Below are 19,945 nucleotides of genomic sequence, written 5' to 3'. Positions count from 1 at the left end.
CTCTTCTCGTGGTGGTGGGGGAACAGGTGGGGACAGTGGCGAGGGACAGGAGGAACAGGAGGAACAGGAGGGGCCGGGGGGGCGGGGGGCTACGCCACGTGGACCGTGCCGCGGCGTTCGTACTCGAGGACCTCCTCGGCGAACAGGGCCGTGTCGGCGCCGAAGAAGCGCTCGATGAGCCAGAGCCCCAGGTCGATACCGGAGGTGACGCCCCCGCAGGTGACCAGGTCGCCGTCGTCGACGACCCGGCCCGCGGTCACGCGCCCGCCCTGCTCGCGCAGGTCGTCCAGGGCGATGTGGTGGGTGGTGCAGGGGCGTCGGGCGGTGAGCCCGGCGGCGGACAGCAGCATGGTGCCCGTGCACACGCCCGCCAGGACGAGGCCTCTCCCGCGGGCCGCCGCCAGCGCGGCGGGCAGGACGCCGCGCCGCACTTCGCGCTGGAGCGCCGAGCCGTCGCCGTACCCCGCGCCGGGGACGACGATCACGTCGGCCGCGCGGGGCGACCACGGGTCCCGGCAGACGATGTCGATCCCGGCGGAGGTCCGCACCCGGCGCGAGTCGTCCACGGTGACGAAGGACTGCGCGAGCCGTTCCTCGCCCACGATGCCGAACACCTCCACGTGCCCGGCGAAGTCCTGCTCCTCCACGCCGTCGTAGAGCACGGTGTGCACCCGCAGGCGCCGTGGGCGACGGTGGCCGGCCGAGGAGGACGGCGGGGGAGCGGTACGGGACGGGGACGGCATGGAGGAGCCTCCGGGAGGTCGACGGGGCGGCGCGGTTCCGCCGGACGGGACCGACAAGGACAGGACCGACAAGGACAGGGCCGGCAGGGTCAGGACCGGCAGGGTCAGGACCGGCAGGGCCAGGGCCGGGCCCAAGCCGGGCAAGGCCGGGCCGGGACATGAGCAGATCCAGGACCAAGGCCGGGACCCGTGTTCGGCCCGGGCCGCAGGGAGTGCGGACCGGGCCGAGCCGGGGCGCCGGGACGTCGTCAGTCTTGCCGCGCCCGGCGGCCGACGGCACCGGCACCCGTGCCGGGAACGCGCAAGATACGGCCAGGCCGCCCGCGTGGGCGGCCCGCCCGCACGCGACCGGAGGCCTCTCCTGCCTGCGCACGCGCGTTCACCCGCGGAAGGCCGCCCGGTAGGCGGAGGGCGTCGTACCCACCTGGCGGACGAAGTGGTGGCGGAGGGTTTCGAGGGAGCCGAAGCCGGTGGCCTCCGCCACCCGCGTCAGCGGCAGCGACGTCGTCTCCAGCAGCTCCCGGGCCCGCTGCACGCGTTGCGCGAGCAGCCAGCGCAACGGCGTGGTGCCCGTCTGGGCCCGGAAGTGGCGTGCCAGGCTGCGCCGGCTCATCAGGGCGTGGGCGGCGATGTCGGCGAGGCTGAGGGGCTCGCCGAGCTTGTCCCGCATCCACCGCAGCGTGGGCCCGAGGTCCGCGGAGTCGCACCCGGGCGTGCGGTACTCGATGAACTGCGCCTGGCCGCCGGTACGTTGGGGCGCCATCACCAGCATCCGCGCGACCCGGGCCGCGACGGCCGCGCCGTGGTCGACACGGACCATGTGCAGGCACAGATCGAGGCCTGCGGCGATCCCGGCCGAGGTGAGCACCTGCCCGTCGTCGACGTAGAGCACCGAGGGGTCGACGCGGACGTCCGGGTACCGCTCGGCCAGGGCGGCGGCGAAGTGCCAGTGCGTCGTCGCGGGCCGCCCCGCGAGGAGCCCGGCGTGCGCGAGGGCGAACGCGCCGGTGCAGATGGACGCAATGCGGGCCCCGCGGTCCGCCGCCTGCCGCAACACCCGTACGGCACGCGGGTGCGGGACGCGCTCGGAGGGCACTCCCGGGACGACGACGGTGTCCGCGGACCGCGCGTCCTCCACGCCGTACGGGGACGAGAGCTGGAACGGCGCCGAGGGCCCGGCCATGGCCGTCACGGACCGGTCGGCACAGACGCGCACGTCGTACGCCGGGGAGCCGTCGGGCAGATGCGCGAGAGCGAACACCTGGCAGGGGATGGTGAGGTCGAAGGCCGACACCCCGTCGAGCGCGAGGACCGCGACTACATGCATGCCAAGGGAGCCTAGCCGCACCCCTGTTCGCCTCCCCAGGAGGGGTTTTCGCTGCCTCGCCGTCCCGGTGGGCCCTCAGGAAGCCTCCGAGCGCGGTCGCCCCACGACCGTCCCGGCACTCGCCGCGCCCACACAGGCCAGGGCCGCCCACTGCGTGGCCCGGAGGTGCTCGTCGAGGACCAGCGTCCCCGCGAGGCCCGCGCTCGCCGGTTCGAGGGCGGCCAGCACGCCGACCGTCCGCGTCGGCAGGCGGCGCAGGGCGGCCAGCTCCAGCGCGTACGGGAGCACGGCCGACAGCACCGCCACCACCGCCCCGGGCAGCAGCACGTCCGGGGCGAACAGGCGCGTCCCGTGCCGTGCCACGCCCAGCGGCACGGTGAGCACCGCCGCCCAGGCCACCGCCAGGGCCAGGGTGTCCCCGCCGCCGCCGGCGGCCCCCGCTCGCCTGCTCAGGACCAGGTAGGCGGCCATGCAGGCCCCGGAGGCCAGCGCCAGCAGGACGCCGCCGAGCGGGAACCCGGTGCCCTGCGGGGCGTGGAAAAGCCACACCCCGCCCCCGGCCAGGAGAGCGCACCCCGCCTCGCGGGCGCGACGCGCGGTCAGCAGCGCCAACGTGAGGGGACCGAGGATCTGCAGGGCGCTGGCCAGGCCCAGCGGCAGCAGGACCATCGCGGGGTAGACCAGGTTCATGCCCGCGACGGCCGTACCGAAGCCGAGCACCAGGCACGCGTCCGTACGGCTGCGCGGCAGCGACGGTCGGTACAGGAGCAGCAGGACCACGGCGGCCGTCCCGAGACGCAGGGCCACGACGCCCGACGCGCCCACCGCACCGGCGAGCTGCTTGCCGACGGCCTGCCCGAACTGGATGCTCAGCACGCTCCCCAGCATCAGCGCGGGAGCAGGAAGCTTCGTCATCACTCCAGGCTTGGCACCGCGACCGTCCACGTCCAGCGACGTCTCGTACGGCCAACTGTTTAGGCTCGGCTACATGATTGACCGTCGGCTGCACGTCCTGAAGACACTCGCCGAGCACGGCACCGTGACCGCCGCCGCGGCCGCGCTGCATCTGACGCCCTCGGCCGTCTCGCAGCAGTTGCGGCTGCTCGGCCGGGACCTGGGGGTGGAACTGCTCCGGCCGGAGGGGCGGCGCGTGCGGCTGACACCGGCCGCGCACATCGCGCTGCGCCACGCCGACGCGCTGCGGCTGCAATGGGAGGCGGCCCGGGCGGAGCTGGCCCAGCAGGGCGCGGGCCCTCGGGGCGTGCTGCGGCTGTGCGGGGTGTCCTCCGCGCTGGCCACGCTGGCGGCCCCGGCCGTGGCCCGACTGCGGACGGCGCACCCGCTGGTGGAGCCCCTGCTCGTCGAGGAGGAGAGCGGCGAGTGCTACCGCCTGCTGCTCGCCGAGGAGGCGGACGTGGCCCTGGTGCTCCCCGGCCCGGACGCGCCGCCGGTTACCGACCCCCGCTTCGAGCAGACGCCCTTGCTGACGGACCACCAGGACCTGCTGGTGCCCGAGTGCCATCGGCTCGCCCGGCCCGAAGGGGTCCCGCTCGGCGCGGCGGCCGAGGAGGCGTGGATCGTCAAGGCGCGCGACAACGACACCCACCCCCTGGTGCTCGCGGCGTGCGCGGCCGCCGGCTTCACCCCTCGTGTCGTGCACCAGGTCAAGGAGTGGTACGCGGTCTCCGCCCTCGTCGCTGAGGGCCTCGGAATCTGCCTCGTCCCGCGGATCGTGCCGCTGCCCCGGCACGCGGTGACGCGGGTCCCCGTGACCGGCGCGCCGGCCCCCGTACGGCAGTTGCTGACCGCCGTGCGCCGCGGCAGCGCCGAGCACCCCCTCGTCAGAACCGGCCTGGAGGCCCTGCGGGAGGCGGCGTCGGCGCACGCTCCCGGCGCCTGACGGCCGGAGTCCGTCTCCGGGGGCGGGGGCCGCGACGCGCAGGCCTCGCGCGGGGGAGGTGTGCGGGGGGAGGGGTGCGGGGGCGGCGTACGGGGGGTGGCGCACATGAAGTGCGACCTCGCACGAGGGGCGGCGTCACACGGGGTACGAGAGGAGGCGTACGTCGCCGTCCGCCCACTCCGCGCCCGCGCGCAGCGGCGTCCACATGGTGCGCAGGGGCATGACGACGGGCCCGGCGGGCTGCTCGACGTACACCTCGCGGTCGAGCGTCCGCCAGCCGAGGCGCTCGTACAGGGCGACGAGGGGCGGACGGCAGAAGAGCAGGCCGTGGTGCGGGCCCATCGTCCGGGCGTGGTCCAGGGCCGCCGCGACGACGGCCCGCGCGAGTCCGCGCCCGCGCACGTCCGGCGCGACCGCCACTCCGCCGACGCCCACGGCCTCGGTCCTGGCGCCGCCGACCGTCAGAGGTATGCGGCGCAGCCCGGTGTGTGCCACCAGGCGGCCCGCCAGCCGGATGCCGAAGTGCTCCTCCTTGGGGAGCCACGTCAGGCCGGTGTCCGCGACGCCGAAGGGGTCGGGGCCCGCGCCGAGGATCTGGTCCTGGTCGGCGCGCGTGTACTCCGCGAGCCGTACGGCCGCCGCCGGGCCGGTCACATGGTCGGTCATCCCGGCATGATCCCCCGGGGCCGGGGGAGCCGTGGCACCGGGTCAGCGCTCGACCGGGATCAGCCCGCGCTCGTACGCCTTCACCAGGCGCTGCGGTACGAGGTGCGTGACACCGTCGACCGTGACGGGCACGAGCTGTGCCGTGCTCGCCTTCCACTGGGCGCGGCGGTGGTGGGTGTTGCTGCGGGACATCTTCCGCTTGGGAACGGCCATGGTGATCCTCCGGGGCACGGGGCGGGTGGGACACCCCGACCGTACATGAAAATGGCTTCCATTAACAAAAGCGTGCGCGGAGTGCGCAACTCCCGCGGGGGCGTTCTTCCACGTCCAGGCGTACGACACCGCCGACCACGCCGCCGCGCGGTTCGACGGCGTCCGCGCGGACAAGGGGAAGAACACCGACGGGCTCGATCCGATGCCGGTGGAGCCGCTGGGCGACGAGCGCGTCGCCTACCGCAAGGAGATCGTGAACGGGGCGGGCGCGGAGGTGGGCGTCCGCGTGGGCACCGTCGTCACCTGGACCACGTACCGCTCGGGCGACTCCCTCGACCCCGCGGCCCTGACCGCCCTGGCCCGGATGATCACCGAGCGCGCACAACAGGCCCAGGACGGCCGCGAACCCTCCGCCCGCGCGGAGTTCTGAGAGCCCGCGGTGCGCGAACCCTGAGGGCGGGGGCGCGTCGGCCTCTGTGGTCGGCGGGCAGTGCCGCTGAAGACGGCGGAGCGTTCTTCCCGCGCAGGCCCCTGCCCTGGAACGGCGGACGCGCCGGGCGCTCGGCCCGGCGCCGCCTGCCCACCGGCACCGCGGCGTGGCCGGGGCTGCCACCCCGGCTCGGGCAGCCACGTCAGCACTGCAGGCCGATGATGCCCCACCCGCGTTCCGCGGCTTCGGTGACCACCTCGCCCCATTCGGTGACGAGGGCAGCGAACGACGAGAAGCTGATGATCTGCCCCGCGGGCTCGGGGACGTGCTGTGCGAAGGGACCGCGCAGGGACGGCAGGTCACGTTCCACCTGGGCCCAGAAGCGACGGAGCGTTGCCACGTCCTCGGGGAGCAGCCAGCGCAGGGTCTCCGGGCACCAGTTCACGAGCAGCCGAGTGAGCGCCTGCAAGGGGCCCCGACCTCGCCCCGCTCTACGGACAGGGAACGGGCCGCCCGGCGGGCGCCGGTGGTGTGATCGTGGCCGTCGTTCGGACACGTCGGGCGTCGGGCCGTCGGGGGCGAGGCCGGTCATACTCGGTCAGTTCCCGTGGGGGTACGGACGTACCACGTCGGACGAGTCGGTTGTAGAACGGTACGAGCAGCCCGTGTCGGTGACTGTTTGCGCAGCAGTCGTCGCGAGCCTGCGAGTGAGCCGACTCCGGTTGCTGACGCACCGTGCATGCCTCTCGGCCGTACGCGCCACAGCGAACGCGAATACCGCAGCGCCGGGCCCCTTTCCGGCCACCTTTCCATAGGCCCGTTCCCGCAGGCCCGTTCCCGCAGGCCCGTTCCCATAAGCCCGCTTCCGCAGGCCCGCTTCCGCAGGCCCGCTTCCGCAGGCCCGTTCCCGCAGGCCCGTTCCTGCGAGCCCGTTCCCGCGGGTCCGGAACACCCAGCGCCGCAACACGCCGCACCACACTTCGGCACGTTCGGCACACCTCACTTCGACACCAAGAAGGGGAGTACTCATGTTCCGCACCGCCTTATTGGCCGCCGCGCTGATGACCGTCGGTCTCGGCGCCGGTCCGGCGACGGCCGAACCCTCCAAGGGCCCGTCCGCCATCACCCACTTCTCCGGGTCCAACTGCCCGTCCCGCAGCCTCTGCATCTACAAGGACGGCAACTTCCGGGGCGGCGGCGTCGCCTTCGAGCGCGGGGACGAGCTCTGGTCGCTGCACAACGTCCGTATGAACGACCAGATGACCTCGTGGTCCAACGACTCCGGCGTCACCTGCTACTGGTTCGAGCACGAGCACTTCCGGGGCGCTTCGCACGACATGAGGAACGGCTTCCGCGTCAACCTTCCGGGGAACGAGAACGACACTGCGTCCTCGATCCGCTGCTGACCCCTGCCCGCGCGGACCGGCAGCGTCCAGGCCGTCCGCGCGGCGCCCGCGGCCGGGCGGGTTCACCGGCCGGGCGGGTTCCCTCCTGCGGCGCACCCGTGCCCGGAGGCACTTCGCCCCTGCGCCCCTTCGCCCTGGGCGAAGGGGCGCAGACATGTGCCGGGGCCGCCGTGGCGGCGGTTGGCCATCACGTGGTCGCCCGCGGACACCGCGTCCGGCCCCCGGTTGACCCTCACGTCACGTCAGGCCGCAGGCTGGGCGTCGACGAAAGGGTGAACGCCATGAGTTACACCGTCGGGCAGGTGGCCGGCTTCGCCGGGGTCACGGTCCGGACCCTGCACCACTACGACCGCGCCGGACTGCTCACGCCGAGCGAGCGCAGCCCCGGCGGCTACCGGCTCTACGGCGACGCCGACCTGGCGCGCCTCCAGCAGATCCTGTTCTACCGGGAGCTGGGCTTCGCGCTCGACGAGATCGCGGAGATCCTCGCGGACCCGGGGGCCGACGCCCTGGACCGGCTCCGGGCCCGGCGCGCGGCCCTGCGTGCGCGGATCGCCGAGCTGGAGCGGCTGGTGGAGGTCACCGAGCGGGCGATGGAGGTGCAGCGGACCGGCGTGCGGCTCAGCCCGCGCGAGCGGTCCGAGGTGTTCGGCGACCTCACCTTCGACCTCAGCTACGCCACCGAGGCCGGACTCAAGTGGCAGGGGAGCGCCGCCCACCGGCAGGCCATGGCCCGCGCCTCCGAGCACACCAAGGAGGACTGGGCCCGCATCATGGCCGAGGCCGCGGCCTGGCGCGAGGAGGTGCTCGCGGCCTTCGACGCCGGCGAGCCCGCCGACGGGCCGACGGCCACGGCCCTCGCCGAACGGCACCGGAACCACATCGAGCGCTGGTTCACCGACTGCCCGCCCGACACGCACCTGCGCGTCGCCGCCGACTTCGTGGCCGACCCGCGCGCCTTCGCCCTGCTCGTACCGGAGCCGCAGCAGCGGCCCGGACTCGCCGCGTACCTGGCGGAGGCCGTGCGCGCGAACGCCGCCGCGCACGGCGTCCACGAGCCGAAGTCTCACCCTGGACCTGAGGTTGACGGTGTCGCCCCGTCGGACCCCGTGGAGGCCCGTACTCGGTCGCGTACCCCTGTGGCCGGGGCGCGTACCCGGGCGCGCACCCCCAGGGCCGATGCCGAGGAAACCCGTCCCGCATCCCCAGGGCACGCCGCACCCCGAGGACACGCCGCACCCCGAGGACACCGATGAAGATCCTGATCACCACGGCCGGTTCGTACGGTGATGTCGCCCCGTACACGGGCCTCGGCGCCCGTCTGCGCGCGGCGGGCCATGACGTCACGCTCGCCGCCCACGACACGTTCGCCCCGCTCGTACGCGCTTCCGGCCTCCGGTTCCGCGCTCTGCCCGGCGACCCCGGCCGACGGGGACCGACGGCGGCCGGCGGGCGCAAGGAGCTGCTGCGCACCGCGACCGCGTTCGTACGGGAGCTCGGCGCCGGGCTCGTCGACGTGGCCGGGGAAGGGGCCGACGCGCTCGTCCTGTCCGCCACCACGGCGCCCCTCGGATGGCAGCTCGCGGAAGCCATGGACGTGCCGGCGCTCGGCGCCTACCTCCAGCCCGCCCACCCCACCCGGGCCTTCGCCCCCGTGGTGAGCGGCGCGCGCTCCCTCGGCGGCTGGGGCAACCGGACGGCGGGGCGCTTCTCCCTGCGCATGGTCGACCGGGTCTACGCCGACGCGGTCCGGGACCTGCGGGCCCGGCTCGACCTGCCCGCCGCCGCCCCGGCCACGGTCCGCGCCCGTCGGGAACGAGCACACTGGCCCGTCCTGTACGGCTTCTCCGCGGCGGTCGTGGCCCGTCCCGCCGACTGGCGCGCCGGGCTCGACGTCGTGGGCAACTGGTGGCCGCACCTGGCCGCCGACGCCCGGCTGCCACCGGCCGTCGAGGAGTTCCTGGCCGACGGCCCGCCCCCCGTGTTCATCGGCTTCGGCAGCATGGCGGCGGGTGAGGGGGAGCGGCTGGGCGAACTCGCCGTGGCGGCCCTGCGCCGGGCAGGCCTCCGGGGCGTCCTGCAGTCCGGCCGGGCCGGGCTCCGGGCCGCGAGCGACCAGGTCCTGACGATCGGTGAGGTGCCGCACGCCCTGCTGTTCCCGCGGCTGGCGGCCGTGGTGCACCACGCGGGCGCGGGGACCACGGCGGCGGGGCTGCGCGCCGGGGTCCCGGCCGTCCCCGTGCCCGTCACCGCCGACCAGCCCTTCTGGGCGGCGCGCCTGACAGCGGTCGGCGCCGCGCCCGGCCCCGTCCCGTTCCGGAGGCTCACCGCGGACGGCCTCGCCGACGCGCTCACCCGCGCGGTCCGCGACCCCGCGTACGCGTCCGCCGCCCGGGCCGTCGCCCGCGCGATGGCCACGGAGGACGCGGCCGGGCAGGCCCTCAAGGCCGTGGAGAGCCTGGAGCGCGGGTGAGGCGACGGGGGCCGGGGGGACTTCGTCACGGCGGGGTGGCGGAGGGCGTCCCGGCCCCGGTCCCGCCCCGGCACGTCACCGCCGCCGCTCCGGCCGTCCCTCCGGCGGCACCTCCTCACCCTGCGGGACCGGCCCCGGTGCCGTCCCCTCGCCGAACGGGCGTCCGCCCAACTGCTCGCGGTGGTGCGGGGTCAGCCAGCCGGAGAGGTCCGGCCCGAGCGGTACGACAGCCGTGGGGTTGATGCCCGTGTGCACCTGGTAGTAGTGCCGCTTGATGTGGTCGAAGTCGACCGTGTCGCCGAAGCCCGGCGTCTGGAACAGGTCCCGGGCGTACGCCCACAGCACCGGGTCCTCGGTCAGCTTCCGTACGTTGCACTTGAAGTGGCCGTGGTAGACGGCGTCGAAGCGCACCAGGGTCGTGAACAGCCGGATGTCGGCCTCGGTGATCGTGTCGCCGACGAGGTAGCGGCGGCGCTCCAGCCGCGCCGAGGTCTCCTCCAGGCGCCGGAACACGTCCCGGCACGCGGACTCGTACTCGCTCTGCCCGGCGGCGAACCCCGCGCGGTACACGCCGTTGTTGACGTCGCGGTAGATGCCGTCCATCACGGTGTCGATCTCGTCGCGCAGCGGCTCGGGGTACAGGTCGGGCGCGCCCGGCCGGTGCAGGGACGTCCACTCCGTGGCCAGGTCCAGCGTGAGCTGCTGGTAGTCGTTCGTGACGAGCTTGCCGCTGCCCGTGTCCACGAGGGCGGGCACGCTCACCCCGCCCGGGTAGCCGGTCTCCCGGGCGTCGTACGCCTCGCTCAGGTAGCGGATGCCGAGGACCGGGTCCCGGTCGTCCGGGTCGAGGGTGAAGCGCCAGCTCCGGTCGTCCTGGATCGGGTCCGTGACCGCCAGCGAGATCGCGTCCTCCAGGCCGAGCAGTCGGCGGGAGACCAGCGCGCGGCTCGCCCACGGGCAGGCGCGGCTGACCACCAGGCGGTAGCGCCCCGCCTCCACCGGCCAGCCGTCCCGGGCGTCGGCCGTGATCCGGTCCGCGAAGTGGCTCTTGGAGCGTTTGAACGGCTTCCTGCCGTACGTGGCGTTGCTCTTCGCCGTGTCCCCGTCATCCGTCCCCGTGCCCCGGGCTCCCGCCGCCCCGGCACGCGCGTCCTCGGCGGCGCTCACCGCAGGCGCTCCGCGCGCGGGGCGGGCAGCGGCGCGAGGTCGTAGACGCGGTCGAGCAGCGCCGCCTCGTTGCCCGCGAGGCCCGCCTTGCGCAGGGCCTCGTCGGCCTCCGCGATCGGCCCGGCGAGCAGCAGCGCGGCGCCCGGCGCCACGGGGTCGGACAGCGCGGCGCGCGCGGTGTGCAGCAGCCGCAAGCAGGCCTGCGCGGCCGCCAGTTCGGGATACGTCGTGCCGGTCATGTCGCGTGGCTCCTCAACCCGTGAGTCCTGTGTGTGACGGTGCGACACCCACTCTCGCGCACGGGTCTGACAATTGCCCCTCAAGCGCCTCGCGCGTGCCTCTCTACCGGCTGCGCGTCGCGGAACGCCTCACCTGATGCCGCAGGACCTCCGGCCGCGGCTCGTCCGTCGGAGCGGTCGGGCACCTGAAGCATCCGGTGCCTGGCTATCGTCAGCTTCGGGGGCCGGGGCGCGAGCGGACGCAGCGGGGGCACCACGCGCCCGTCGGGCAGGAGTTCACCGGTGTCGTCGAAGACGATCGTGCCGTTGCACAGCAGGCTCCAACCCTGCTCGGGGTGGGCGCTGACGACGCGCGCGGCATCCCGGTCGGATCCGTCGGCGGATGGGCACGGCGGCTGATGGGCACACATGGCGCACCTCCGGGTCGCTGTTCTGCGGCGCCGCTCGCTGCGGCACCCCCCTAGTACGATTAATGACTCCGGCGCGCGCTGCGACTCATCGCCGCGGGGGCTCACCAAGGCACGCTGATTCACGCGGGGAGGAACCCCGTACCCCAGTGCTCCGGCAGTGCGCGCCGTGCGCCCTCGCTGTCCTCGGTGAGACGTGTCGCGGCCCACGGGAAGAAGCCGCCGGCGACCGTGTGGACCCAGGCATCCGCGGGGCCCGGGTGCCCGGACGTACGCTGGTGGGCGTGGCAGCGGACCGGCTCCGGCGGGAGCGCGCAGGGGCGTGGGAGGTCGTACGGCCGGGCGGGGCAAGGCTCCTGCGCGGCGTGGAGGTGGTGGGGTACCGCGACACGGGGGCGGCCGGCGTCGACATGCGCGTGCTCCCGCAGCCGCGGCTGACCCTCGTCCTCACCTTCGGCGGAGACCCTCTGGCCGTCGAGACGTCCGACGGGCGGCGCGGACTGGAGGGCCTCGTCGCCGGTCTCGCACCGGCGGGCGCGCGCATCCGGGGCGAGCGGGTGAGCTGCGTCGAGGTGCGCATGTCGCCGGTGGCGGCCTACTCCCTGCTCGGCACCGCCCCGGCCGACCTGGACGGCGCGGTCGTCGGACTGCGGGACCTGTGGGGGCGCCCCGAGACGCATCTGCGGGAGCGGATGGCTACGTGCGCGCGCTGGGAGGACCGCCTCGCCCTGGTCGACGCGTTCCTCGCCCGCCGCTGGGACGCGGCCCCGCGGATGACGGCCGAGGTCGCCGCGTCCTGGTCGGCCATCGTGGCCCGGCGCGGCCGGGTACGGGTCGACGACCTCGCGGCGGCGTGCGGCTGGAGCCGCAAGCGGCTCTGGTCACGGTTCACCGCCCAGGTCGGCCTGACGCCCAAGCGCGCCGCGATGCTGGTCCGCTTCGACCGTGCCGTACGCGCCCTGTCCACGGGCACGGGCGCCGCCGAGACGGCCGAGTCCTGCGGGTACGCCGACCAGTCCCATTTGCACCGGGACGTACGGGCCTTCGCCGGGTGCACCCCGGCCGTGCTGGCGGGGCGGATGCGACGGGACCCGGACGGCGTGTGGCAGCAGGGGTGGTGAGGGCGGTCGCCCCGTGCGCCGGCAGGCGCGGCGGTGGGCGCCGCCTCTCAGGTGTGCTGCCTCTCAGGTGTGCTGCCTCTCAGGCGTGCCGCCTCTCAGGGATGCTGCCTCTCAGGCGTGCTGCCTCTCAGGGATGCTGCCTCTCATGGGTGCCGCCTCTCAGGGGCGGGTGTCGGCGGCGCTCCGTCCGGCGGCCCGTGTGACGGTCCGTCGGCGGGCCGGGACGGCGCCGTGCAGGCCAAGTAGCCCGCCGCGGCCAGCACCTCGCACCCGGCGGCCACGAGCAGGGCGCCGGGCAGCGACCAGGTGGCCAGCGGGCCGCCGAGGCCCGCGCCGACCGCGTACCCCGTGATCTTCAAGCTGGCGCCCGTGGTGAAGACCTGGCCGCGCAGCCGCTCCGGGGCCTCGCGGTGCCGCACGGCGAACAGCGCGGTGAGCTGGGGCCCCGCCCCGGCCCCCGCGACCACCATCGCGGCGGCCAGCGGCACGGGCGCGGCCGTCGCCGCCAGGAGGAGCGCTGCGGCCAGGACGAGCGTGCTCGCGAGGACGGTGGCGTCGGGCCGCAGCAGCTCGGGCCGCCGGGCGAGCAGGGCGTTGGCCGTCAGCGAGGCCGCCGCCAGGGCTGTCAGCAGGAACGTACCGGCGTGGGACGAGCCCCACGCCTCCTCGCCGAGCAGGGGAGTACAGGCCACCAGCATGCCGACGCCGACGTACGACACGACGGACGTCAGCGTCGCCCGCGCCAGGGGCCGGGTGCTGCCGATGGCGACGAAGCCGGAGGCCAGGTCGGCGAGGACCGAGGAGGCGGGGCCGTCGGGTGTCGCCGCCGGACGGCCGGGAAGCGCCCAGGCCGCCGGCAGCGCGAGCAGGATCAACGCGAGGGACGCCACCACCCCCGCCGCAGGGCCGGCCAACAGGGCCACGAGACCCGCGAGGGCCGGGCCCGCCAGACCGGCGGCGTTGTAGGTCAGCGCGTCGAGGGCGTTGGCGCGCGGCAGGGCCTCCGAAGCCACCACGCGGGGCAGTTGGGACGTCCAGCCGCCGGCGAGCGCGGGCCCGAGCAGCCCGCCGAGCACGGCCGTGGCGACGACCAGCGGCAGGGGCACGCGGCCGAGGCCCAGCAGGACGGCCAGGAGCGCGGCCGCGTAGGCGGCGACCGCACCGGCGAGCAGCCGCCCGGGCCGCGCGGACCGGTCGAGCATCGCGCCGAAGACGGGGCCGCCCAGGGCGGCGGACAGCGTGATCCCGGACAACAGCGCGGATCCGGTCGCCGCCGATCCGGTGGCCGCGAGCCCGGCCAGCAGCAGCGCGGGCCCCGACATCTCGTCCCCGGTCCTCGCGGCCGCCGCGCCGCCCAGGTAGGCCACCATGCGGTAACGCTTCATCATGCGGGGGACGTTACGAGGTAACGTAAAAAGTAGGGAAGGGCGTTACAGTGTGCGCGCGTGCGTCGCTCCACGGCGGGGCGCGCGACGGAGCACACGGAGGAGCACGGGCAGGAGCACGAGAGCGCGCTCGCCGCTCACTCGTGGAACAAGGCGCGAGAGCGGACCCGAGGGGGAACCCTGAGCAAGCACGAGCACGAGTACGAGCACGAGCACGAGTACGAGCATGAAGCGGGGCTCGGAGACGGGCGGGAGCACGGGCGCGACGCGGGGCAGTCGAGCAGTGCCCGTCAGGACGGGCCGGGTGCCGACGAGTGGTCGACCCGGCACTCCGTGCTGCGTACCGCCCGGCGCACCGCCGCCCTCGTCAACGTCCTCTGCGACGCGGCGCCGACGGTGGCGGCGGTCGAGGCGGTGCTGCGCGAGTACGGCGAGACGGACCCGCTGCACCTCTCGGCCGACGGCGTGGAGGAGATGCGTGCCGCCGCCGTGTCCCTGCGCGAGGTCTTCGCCGCGCCCGACACCGACACCGCCGCGCACCGCCTCAACCGGCTCCTGGCCGCTGGCTGCGGCCCGCTCCGGCTCACCTCGCACGGCGGCGGGACACCCTGGCACCCGCACCTCGACAGCGACGACGCGGCGCCCTGGGGGGAGTGGTTCCTCGCCTCGTCGTGCATGGCCCTGACCGTCCTGCTCTGGGACCGCCAGCGGCCGCCCGGCGGCCTGTGCGCGTCGCCGAGCTGCGCCCACGTGTACCTGGCGGTCGGCCCCGGCACTGCGCGGCGCTACTGCTCGCGCCGGTGCGCGACGCGCGAACGGGTGGCGCACCACCGCAGGGCGAAGCGGCCGGGGCCTGCCTGACCTCAGACCAGCCGGAACGTCAGGCAGACCACACGCGTGTCGTCGCGGACCGCTGCGCCCAGGTCGTCCCAGTAGCGGTGGTGGGCCGCGCGCCAATCGGCCAGGGTGGTGAAGCCCTCCCCCTCGCCGTCGGCGTGTTCCCACGTGACCTCGGCGAAGTCCGTGACCTCCACCGCGGTGATCTCGACCGTGGCGACGGACCGGCCGTCGTCGTCCAGGACGGCGAGGCGTTCGCCGACGAACTCCAGGCCCTCGGTCTCCTGGGCGTAGTCCTCCAGGAGGCCCGTCGTCGTGGTCTTGGCGCCGGACAGCACCAAGGCGTTGAGCTCCTCGCGCAGCTCGCCGGGCGCGCCCAGCTCCAGGGAGCGCATGCCGTCGACCCGTGGCCACATCGTCCGTCCGCCTCCTCGCGGGGTCGGGCGGCCGAGCCTAGCCCTCGTAGCCCTCGTAGTCATTCCAGCCGGGGGCCTGTGTCACCTGCTCCCACGTCGGCGCCGGCGCCCCGGTCCACTGGCGCGTGAGCTCGCCGGGCAGGCTGTACAGCGGGGCCTTGCCCGGCTTGGCGAGGGCCTGGGAGACGATCGCGGCGCGCAGCACGGGCGCCGCGTGCAGGCGCGGGAGCACCGCGTGCACACGGTCGGCGTACCCGGGCGGGAGCTGCCCGGCGTCGCCCGCGATGTCCAGCCGGGTGCCCGCGCTCACCAGGGCGATCTCCGGCCGCTTGCGCGAGGCGATGCCCTCGGAGGTGTGCAGCGCGATCGCGTCCCACACGACCTCCACCCGGTCCGCCGCCACGCCGTGCCGGGTCAGGAACTCCGCAGCCACGTCCGCCCCGTCGACGTCGAAGCGCTGGTCGCGGTCGCCCTCCTCGGTCAGGCCCAGGTCGTGCAGGACCGAGCCCAGGAAGAACAGTTCGTCGTCGTAGTCGCGGCCGGGCACCAGGCCCTGCCGCTCGCCGATGTGGCGGCCGTACAGGTAGGTGCGCATGCTGTGGTGGAAGAGCGCCGGTGCTTCGAGGGACCGGACGTACCGGACGGCCTCCAGCGCCAAGGCGCTCTCCGGGAAGCCGAGTTCCCGGAGGGCGCCCCAGGCGGTGTCCGAGGGGGCGTCCGTGTCGGTGCTCGTCGGACCAGCCGGTGCCGTCTGCGGGTTCGTGCCGTCTCGCGTCATGCCAGGGATTCTTGTGCCGGGCCCGGCATGGCGGCAATGACGAGAAACCCACCTTTCCTGCCACGCGGGGCCACGCGCCCTCCGCGACGCCCACGCCCCGCGACGCCCGTCCCTCACGGCCCGCCCAGCCCGCGGCGCGCCCCTGCCCCCACACCCCACGGCCCGCCCAGCCCGCGGCACGCCCCGCACGCCTCCCCGGAGGTCACCCCGCCGCGTCGCCGAGCCGCGCGAACAGCGGCCGTGCCGCCGGGAGCCGTCCGTCGGCCCCGTCGGCCCCGTCGATCTCGTCGGTCCCGGCGCACTGCGCGGCGATCCTGGCGGCGGACTCCGGCACGAACGGACCCAGTTCCTCGGCGAGTACCCGGCACGCGTCGACCAGGGCGGTGAGGACCGCGTCGAGACGGGCACCCGCCCGGGGGTCACCCGCCCGCTCGGCCTTGGCCAGCTCCCAGGGGCGCGTCACGTCGATACAGCGGTTGGCCTCCTCCACGACGCGCCACACCGCGGCCGTGGCCCGGCGGAAGTCGAAGTCCTCCAGAGCCGCGTCGACGTCGCCCCGGACGCGGTGGCAGGCAGCGGCGAGGCGCTCGGTCCCCACCACGGTTGCGGCCTCGACAGAGGGTCGCCCCCCGCCCCCGGCCGCCGGTTCGGCACGCCGCAGCCGGCCGTCCCGGAACCGGTGGGCCATCGTCACGACCCGGTTGACGAGGTTCCCGAGCCCTCCGGCGAAGTCGGCGTCGGCCCGCGCGACGAGCCGCTCCCGCGTGAAGTCCGCGTCACCGACCCGCGGCACGTCCCGCAGCAGCCACCAGCGCACCGGGTCCGTGCCGTACGCGGCGACCAGCTCCACCGGGTCGACGGTCGCCCCGCCGGACTTGCTGATCTTGCGGCCGTCGACGGTGAGGTAGTCGTGGACGAGGACGTCCGTGGGCAGCGGCAGCCCCGCCGACAGGAGCATGGCGGGCCAGTACACGGCGTGGAAGCGGACGACGCCCTTGCCGACGACGTGACAGCGGCGGGTGCTCCCCTCCCACCAGCGGCCGTAGGCGGGGTCGTCGGTGCCGAGGCCGAGGCTGGTGACGTAGTTGCCGAGGGCGTCCCACCACACGTACACGACCTGGCCGGGGTCGTCTGGGACGGGGATGCCCCAGCCGCGGGCCCGGGTGTGCGAGCGGGACACGGAGAAGTCGTGCAGGCCGCCCGCGACGAGGGCGAGCACCTCGTTGCGGCGCGCGGCCGGTTCGACGCGCAGCGCGCCCGACGAGATCAGCTCGTACAGCCGGTCCGCGTACCGGGAAAGCCGGAAGAACCAGTTCTCCTCCGCGACGGGCTGCGGCGCGGTGCCGTGCTCGGCGCAGCGGCCGGCGACGAGTTCGGCGGGGGTGAGGAACTGCTCGCAGCCGACGCAGTACAGGCCTTCGTAGTGCTTGCGGTACAGGTCCCCGGCAGCCGCGCACCGGCGCCACAGCCACTCCACGCCGACGCGGTGGCGCGGGTCGGCGCTGGTGCGGATGAAGTCGTCGAGGGACAGGGCGAGCGGGGTGCCGAGCGCCGCGAAGGCCCGCGCGTTGCGGTCGACGAACTCCGCCACCGGCACGTTCCGCGCCTCGGCGGCCAGGACGTTCTTCAGTGAGTTGTCGTCCGTCCCGCTCAGCAGGCGCACCTCGTCGCCCCGCTGGCGCCGGTGGCGGGCGAGCACGTCGGCCTGCACGAGTTCGAGGGCGAAGCCCAGGTGCGGGCGGGCGTTGACGTAGGGGATCGTCGTCGTGACGTACGTACGGCGTGGGGTCATCGGAACCTCCAGGAGTGAGGCGGGGCTCCGGAACCGCTGCGTACGGAACGAGGCCCCGACTCGGGGCCTCGGAAACATGAACGTCCGGTGTCAGCAGCCCCGTCGACGGGGCATCATGGCGCGGCGGCACTCGAACGTGATCATGCGGCGATGCTAACAGCCGCCCCACGCGGGGGCCCGGCGTTTTCCGGGCGGCCCTCCCGCACCCGCGGCCCCGCGTCAGCGGGCGGCGGCCCACAGCCCCCGGGGTGCTCGTCGTCGGCGCGCGTCGGACCTCGCACGGGTGGCGTGCCTCCGGCCCGACCATGCCGTCGCGTAGCTGCCAGACCGGGGCGCGGCGCCCCTGGTGGACTCGGTACCGCCGCCGGCGGACCAGCACCGCGGCACCCCCGGACACCCCACCACGCCCAGGACGGAACCATGCCCCTCTCGCCTCCCGCCACCGCCCCGGCGCCCTCCATCCCGGCCGGTCGGCCGCCACGGGGGCGGTGGCTCGCCGTCGCCTCGGTCACGACGGGGATCTTCGCCCTCGTGACGGTGGAGATCCTGCCCATCGGCCTGCTCCCCGCCATCCGGGACGACTTCGCGGTCACGGACGGCACGGCCGGGCTGACGATGACCATGCCGGGGCTCCTGGCCGCGCTCGCCGCGCCCGTCGTCACGACGGCCACCGCGCGCGTCGACCGGCGGGCGCTGCTCGGCGCCCTCATGCTGCTGCTCGCGGCGGCGAACGTCCTCGCCGCGGCGGCGCCCGCCTACTGGCTCGTGCTGGTGTCGCGCGTCGCGGTCGGGGTCGCCATCGGCGGCTTCTGGCCGATCGCCGCCGGACTGGCCGAGCGCCTGGTGCCGGGGGAGTCGGCCGGCCGGGCCAAGGCGGTCGTCTTCTCCGCGGTACCGCTGGGCTCGGTGCTCGGCGTGCCCCTCGGCACCCTCGTCGGGGACGTCGCCGGATGGCGGACCGCGTTCGCGCTCCTGGGGGCCCTGGCCGTGGCCGCGGGGGCGGCGCTGCTCGCGGTCCTGCCGCCGCTGCCGCCGGCCGAACCCCTCCGCCCGGCGGTCCTGAGCGGGCTGCTGCGGCGCCCGCGGGTCCGCCTGGCGCTCGTCATGACGTTCCTCGTCGTCCTCGCGCACTTCGGCGCCTACACGTACGTCGCGCCCTTCCTGGACGAGGTGACAGGGGCCGGCCCGGGCCTCGTGACGGTGTTCCTGCTGGTGTACGGGGCCGCCGGGGTCGGCGTCAACTTCGCCGCCCGCGCGGCGGCGGCCCGCGCCCCGCGCGCGGCCTTCGCCTGCGCCGCGGGGCTGATCGCCCTCGCCACGCTGCTGCTGCCCTGGGCGGGGCGGTGGCCGGGCGGTGCGGTCGTGCTGCTCGTCGTGTGGGGAGCCGCCTACGGTGCCGTGCCGGTGTGCTCGCAGACCTGGTTCGCCGGGGCGGCCCCCGGTGCGCCGGAGGCGGCCTCGGTGCTGTTCACCGCCTCCTTCCAGGCGACCATCTCGCTGGGCGCCCTGGCGGGCGGGGCGGTGGTGGACCGGGCGTCCACGGCGGCGGTGATGTCGGCCGGGGGCCTGGTCGCGGCCCTCGCGGTGCCGGTGGCGTGCGCGCGGCCCGGCGCCCACCGAGAAGGGTGAGCGCCGGGCCGGGTCCAGCCGGGGCCGGAGCCGGAGCCGGGCGGCTCCGGCGCGGCCCGGGCGGCCGGGTCAGACCGCGGCCGCCAGCGCCTCGAACTGGGCGTCCGTCAGTGTGATCCCGGCGGCCGCCGTGTTCTGCTCCAGGTGCGCCACGCGGGAGGTCCCCGGGATGGGCAGCATCACCGGCGAGCGGCGCAGCAGCCAGGCGAGCGCGAGCTGCGACGCGGTCGCGCCGTGCTCCTTGGCGGCGGCGTCGAGCGGGCCGCCCGGGCGGGCGAGTTCGCCGGTGGCCATCGGGTACCACGGGATGAACGCGATGTTCTCGCGCTCGGCGTACTCCAGGACGTCCTCGGCGGAGCGGTCGGCCAGGTTGTACTTGTTCTGCACGGAGACGATGTCGGCGATCTCGCGGGCCTGCTCGAGCTGCTCGACCGTCACCTCGGACAGGCCTATGTGCCGGATCTTGCCCTCCTTCTGGAGCAGCACGAGCTCGCCGAGCTGATCGGCGAGCGGCACCTGCGCGTCGATGCGGTGGAGCTGGAACAGGTCGATGCGCTCCACACCGAGGTGCCGCAGGCTCAACTCGGCCTGCTGGCGCAGGTACTCGGGCCGGCCCACCGCGCGCCAGTCGTCCGGGCCCGAGCGGGTCAGCCCGGCCTTGGTCGCGATGACCAGGTCGTCGGCGTACGGGTGCAGTGCCTCCTTGATGAGGACCTCGTTGACGAAGGGGCCGTAGGAGTCGGCGGTGTCGATGAACGTCACGCCGAGTTCGACGGCGCGGCGCAGGACCCGCAGGGCCTCGTCCCGGTCCTTCGGCTCGCCCCAGACGCCGGGCCCGGTGAGCTGCATGGCGCCGTACCCGAGGCGGTTGACGGGCAGGTCGCCGCCGAGGGCGAACGAGCCCGAGGCGTCGGCGGGGCGCGAGGTGTTCGGGGTGCTCATGGAGCGGTCCTTTCACGACGTTCACTGCGTACGGGTGACACACGGATGACACCTGGTGGATGCCACCAGGTGTG

Annotated in this window: 20 protein-coding genes and 2 pseudogenes; 8 read left to right on the top strand and 14 right to left on the bottom strand. The window is 75.2% G+C overall.

What is annotated here, in order from left to right; all coding sequences use genetic code 11:
• Positions 1-89: 89 nt before the first annotated feature.
• From IE330_RS09825 to IE330_RS09815, 3 genes are all read right to left on the bottom strand, one after another.
• Positions 90-671 (bottom strand): DJ-1/PfpI family protein, encoded by a 582-nt coding sequence (locus IE330_RS09825; protein ID WP_308438994.1) that lies wholly within the window; start codon positions 669-671, stop codon positions 90-92.
• 451 nt (positions 672-1,122) lie between these two features.
• Complete coding sequence (locus IE330_RS09820) at positions 1,123-2,070, bottom strand: GlxA family transcriptional regulator (protein WP_190135513.1); 948 nt, start codon at positions 2,068-2,070, stop codon at positions 1,123-1,125.
• Between the two features lie 75 nt (positions 2,071-2,145).
• Positions 2,146-2,985: an EamA family transporter gene (locus IE330_RS09815; protein WP_229925521.1), complete on the bottom strand. Its 840-nt coding sequence runs from the start codon at positions 2,983-2,985 to the stop codon at positions 2,146-2,148.
• A gap of 73 nt (positions 2,986-3,058) precedes the next feature.
• Here IE330_RS09815 and IE330_RS09810 point away from each other — a divergent pair, with 73 nt between their 5' ends.
• Positions 3,059-3,970 carry a LysR family transcriptional regulator gene (locus IE330_RS09810; RefSeq protein ID WP_190135512.1) on the top strand — a complete coding sequence of 304 codons (912 nt, stop codon included), beginning with the start codon at positions 3,059-3,061 and terminating at the stop codon, positions 3,968-3,970.
• A gap of 135 nt (positions 3,971-4,105) precedes the next feature.
• Here the strand turns inward: IE330_RS09810 and IE330_RS09805 are convergent, their stop codons facing one another.
• Positions 4,106-4,636, bottom strand: a complete 531-nt coding sequence (locus IE330_RS09805) for a GNAT family N-acetyltransferase (protein ID WP_190135511.1) — start codon at positions 4,634-4,636, stop codon at positions 4,106-4,108.
• Between the two features lie 42 nt (positions 4,637-4,678).
• Entirely contained in the window at positions 4,679-4,849 is a 171-nt protein-coding gene (rpmF, locus tag IE330_RS09800) for a 50S ribosomal protein L32 (protein WP_190135510.1), read from the bottom strand.
• A gap of 202 nt (positions 4,850-5,051) precedes the next feature.
• Here rpmF and IE330_RS09795 point away from each other — a divergent pair, with 202 nt between their 5' ends.
• Positions 5,052-5,279 carry a hypothetical protein gene (locus IE330_RS09795; protein ID WP_190135509.1) on the top strand — a complete coding sequence of 76 codons (228 nt, stop codon included), beginning with the start codon at positions 5,052-5,054 and terminating at the stop codon, positions 5,277-5,279.
• 202 nt (positions 5,280-5,481) lie between these two features.
• Here the strand turns inward: IE330_RS09795 and IE330_RS09790 are convergent, their stop codons facing one another.
• Positions 5,482-5,748: a hypothetical protein gene (locus IE330_RS09790; protein WP_190135508.1), complete on the bottom strand. Its 267-nt coding sequence runs from the start codon at positions 5,746-5,748 to the stop codon at positions 5,482-5,484.
• A gap of 559 nt (positions 5,749-6,307) precedes the next feature.
• Between IE330_RS09790 and IE330_RS09785 the strand changes: the two genes are divergently transcribed.
• From IE330_RS09785 to IE330_RS09775, 3 genes and pseudogenes are all read left to right on the top strand, one after another.
• Positions 6,308-6,685 carry a peptidase inhibitor family I36 protein gene (locus IE330_RS09785; protein WP_190135507.1) on the top strand — a complete coding sequence of 126 codons (378 nt, stop codon included), beginning with the start codon at positions 6,308-6,310 and terminating at the stop codon, positions 6,683-6,685.
• Between the two features lie 281 nt (positions 6,686-6,966).
• A pseudogene (locus tag IE330_RS09780) lies at positions 6,967-7,743 on the top strand (MerR family transcriptional regulator); the annotation flags it as partial.
• A gap of 194 nt (positions 7,744-7,937) precedes the next feature.
• Complete coding sequence (locus IE330_RS09775; protein ID WP_190135505.1) at positions 7,938-9,158, top strand: glycosyltransferase; 1,221 nt, start codon at positions 7,938-7,940, stop codon at positions 9,156-9,158.
• Positions 9,159-9,233: 75 nt separating this feature from the next.
• Here IE330_RS09775 and IE330_RS09770 read toward each other — a convergent pair whose 3' ends face one another.
• From IE330_RS09770 to IE330_RS38805, 3 genes and pseudogenes are all read right to left on the bottom strand, one after another.
• Positions 9,234-10,325 (bottom strand): glutathione S-transferase family protein, encoded by a 1,092-nt coding sequence (locus IE330_RS09770; RefSeq protein WP_229925520.1) that lies wholly within the window; start codon positions 10,323-10,325, stop codon positions 9,234-9,236.
• On the bottom strand, positions 10,322-10,564 hold the full coding sequence (locus tag IE330_RS09765; RefSeq protein WP_190135504.1) for a hypothetical protein: 243 nt from the start codon (positions 10,562-10,564) through the stop codon (positions 10,322-10,324). Before IE330_RS09765 ends, IE330_RS09770 begins: the two co-directional genes overlap by 4 nt.
• A 230-nt stretch (positions 10,565-10,794) precedes the next feature.
• Positions 10,795-10,974: pseudogene (locus IE330_RS38805) on the bottom strand (DUF5999 family protein); the annotation flags it as partial.
• A 281-nt stretch (positions 10,975-11,255) separates the two neighbouring features.
• On the opposite strand from IE330_RS38805, the gene IE330_RS09760 reads away from it, so the two are divergent.
• Entirely contained in the window at positions 11,256-12,092 is an 837-nt protein-coding gene (locus tag IE330_RS09760; protein ID WP_229925519.1) for a helix-turn-helix domain-containing protein, read from the top strand.
• Between the two features lie 143 nt (positions 12,093-12,235).
• Here the strand turns inward: IE330_RS09760 and IE330_RS09755 are convergent, their stop codons facing one another.
• Positions 12,236-13,480 (bottom strand): MFS transporter, encoded by a 1,245-nt coding sequence (locus tag IE330_RS09755; RefSeq protein WP_190135502.1) that lies wholly within the window; start codon positions 13,478-13,480, stop codon positions 12,236-12,238.
• Between the two features lie 330 nt (positions 13,481-13,810).
• On the opposite strand from IE330_RS09755, the gene IE330_RS09750 reads away from it, so the two are divergent.
• Positions 13,811-14,338, top strand: coding sequence for a CGNR zinc finger domain-containing protein (locus IE330_RS09750; RefSeq protein WP_229925527.1), 528 nt, complete (start codon positions 13,811-13,813; stop codon positions 14,336-14,338).
• Positions 14,339-14,340: 2 nt separating this feature from the next.
• Here the strand turns inward: IE330_RS09750 and IE330_RS09745 are convergent, their stop codons facing one another.
• The 3 genes from IE330_RS09745 to metG form a co-directional block, all read right to left on the bottom strand.
• Complete coding sequence (locus tag IE330_RS09745; protein WP_190135501.1) at positions 14,341-14,730, bottom strand: ASCH domain-containing protein; 390 nt, start codon at positions 14,728-14,730, stop codon at positions 14,341-14,343.
• Between the two features lie 37 nt (positions 14,731-14,767).
• Positions 14,768-15,508 (bottom strand): HD domain-containing protein, encoded by a 741-nt coding sequence (locus IE330_RS09740; RefSeq protein ID WP_190135500.1) that lies wholly within the window; start codon positions 15,506-15,508, stop codon positions 14,768-14,770.
• A 202-nt stretch (positions 15,509-15,710) separates the two neighbouring features.
• Positions 15,711-17,300, bottom strand: a complete 1,590-nt coding sequence (gene metG, locus IE330_RS09735) for a methionine--tRNA ligase (RefSeq protein WP_190135499.1) — start codon at positions 17,298-17,300, stop codon at positions 15,711-15,713.
• A 420-nt stretch (positions 17,301-17,720) separates the two neighbouring features.
• Between metG and IE330_RS09730 the strand changes: the two genes are divergently transcribed.
• Complete coding sequence (locus IE330_RS09730) at positions 17,721-18,929, top strand: MFS transporter (RefSeq protein ID WP_190135498.1); 1,209 nt, start codon at positions 17,721-17,723, stop codon at positions 18,927-18,929.
• Positions 18,930-18,998: 69 nt separating this feature from the next.
• Here IE330_RS09730 and IE330_RS09725 read toward each other — a convergent pair whose 3' ends face one another.
• On the bottom strand, positions 18,999-19,871 hold the full coding sequence (locus IE330_RS09725) for an aldo/keto reductase (protein WP_190135497.1): 873 nt from the start codon (positions 19,869-19,871) through the stop codon (positions 18,999-19,001).
• Positions 19,872-19,945: the final 74 nt, after the last annotated feature.

Source organism: Streptomyces longispororuber (assembly GCF_014656095.1).
Taxonomy (GTDB): domain Bacteria; phylum Actinomycetota; class Actinomycetes; order Streptomycetales; family Streptomycetaceae; genus Streptomyces; species Streptomyces longispororuber.
Note: the sequence above shows the minus strand (reverse complement) of the source record. Positions and strands in the feature narration are given on the sequence as shown.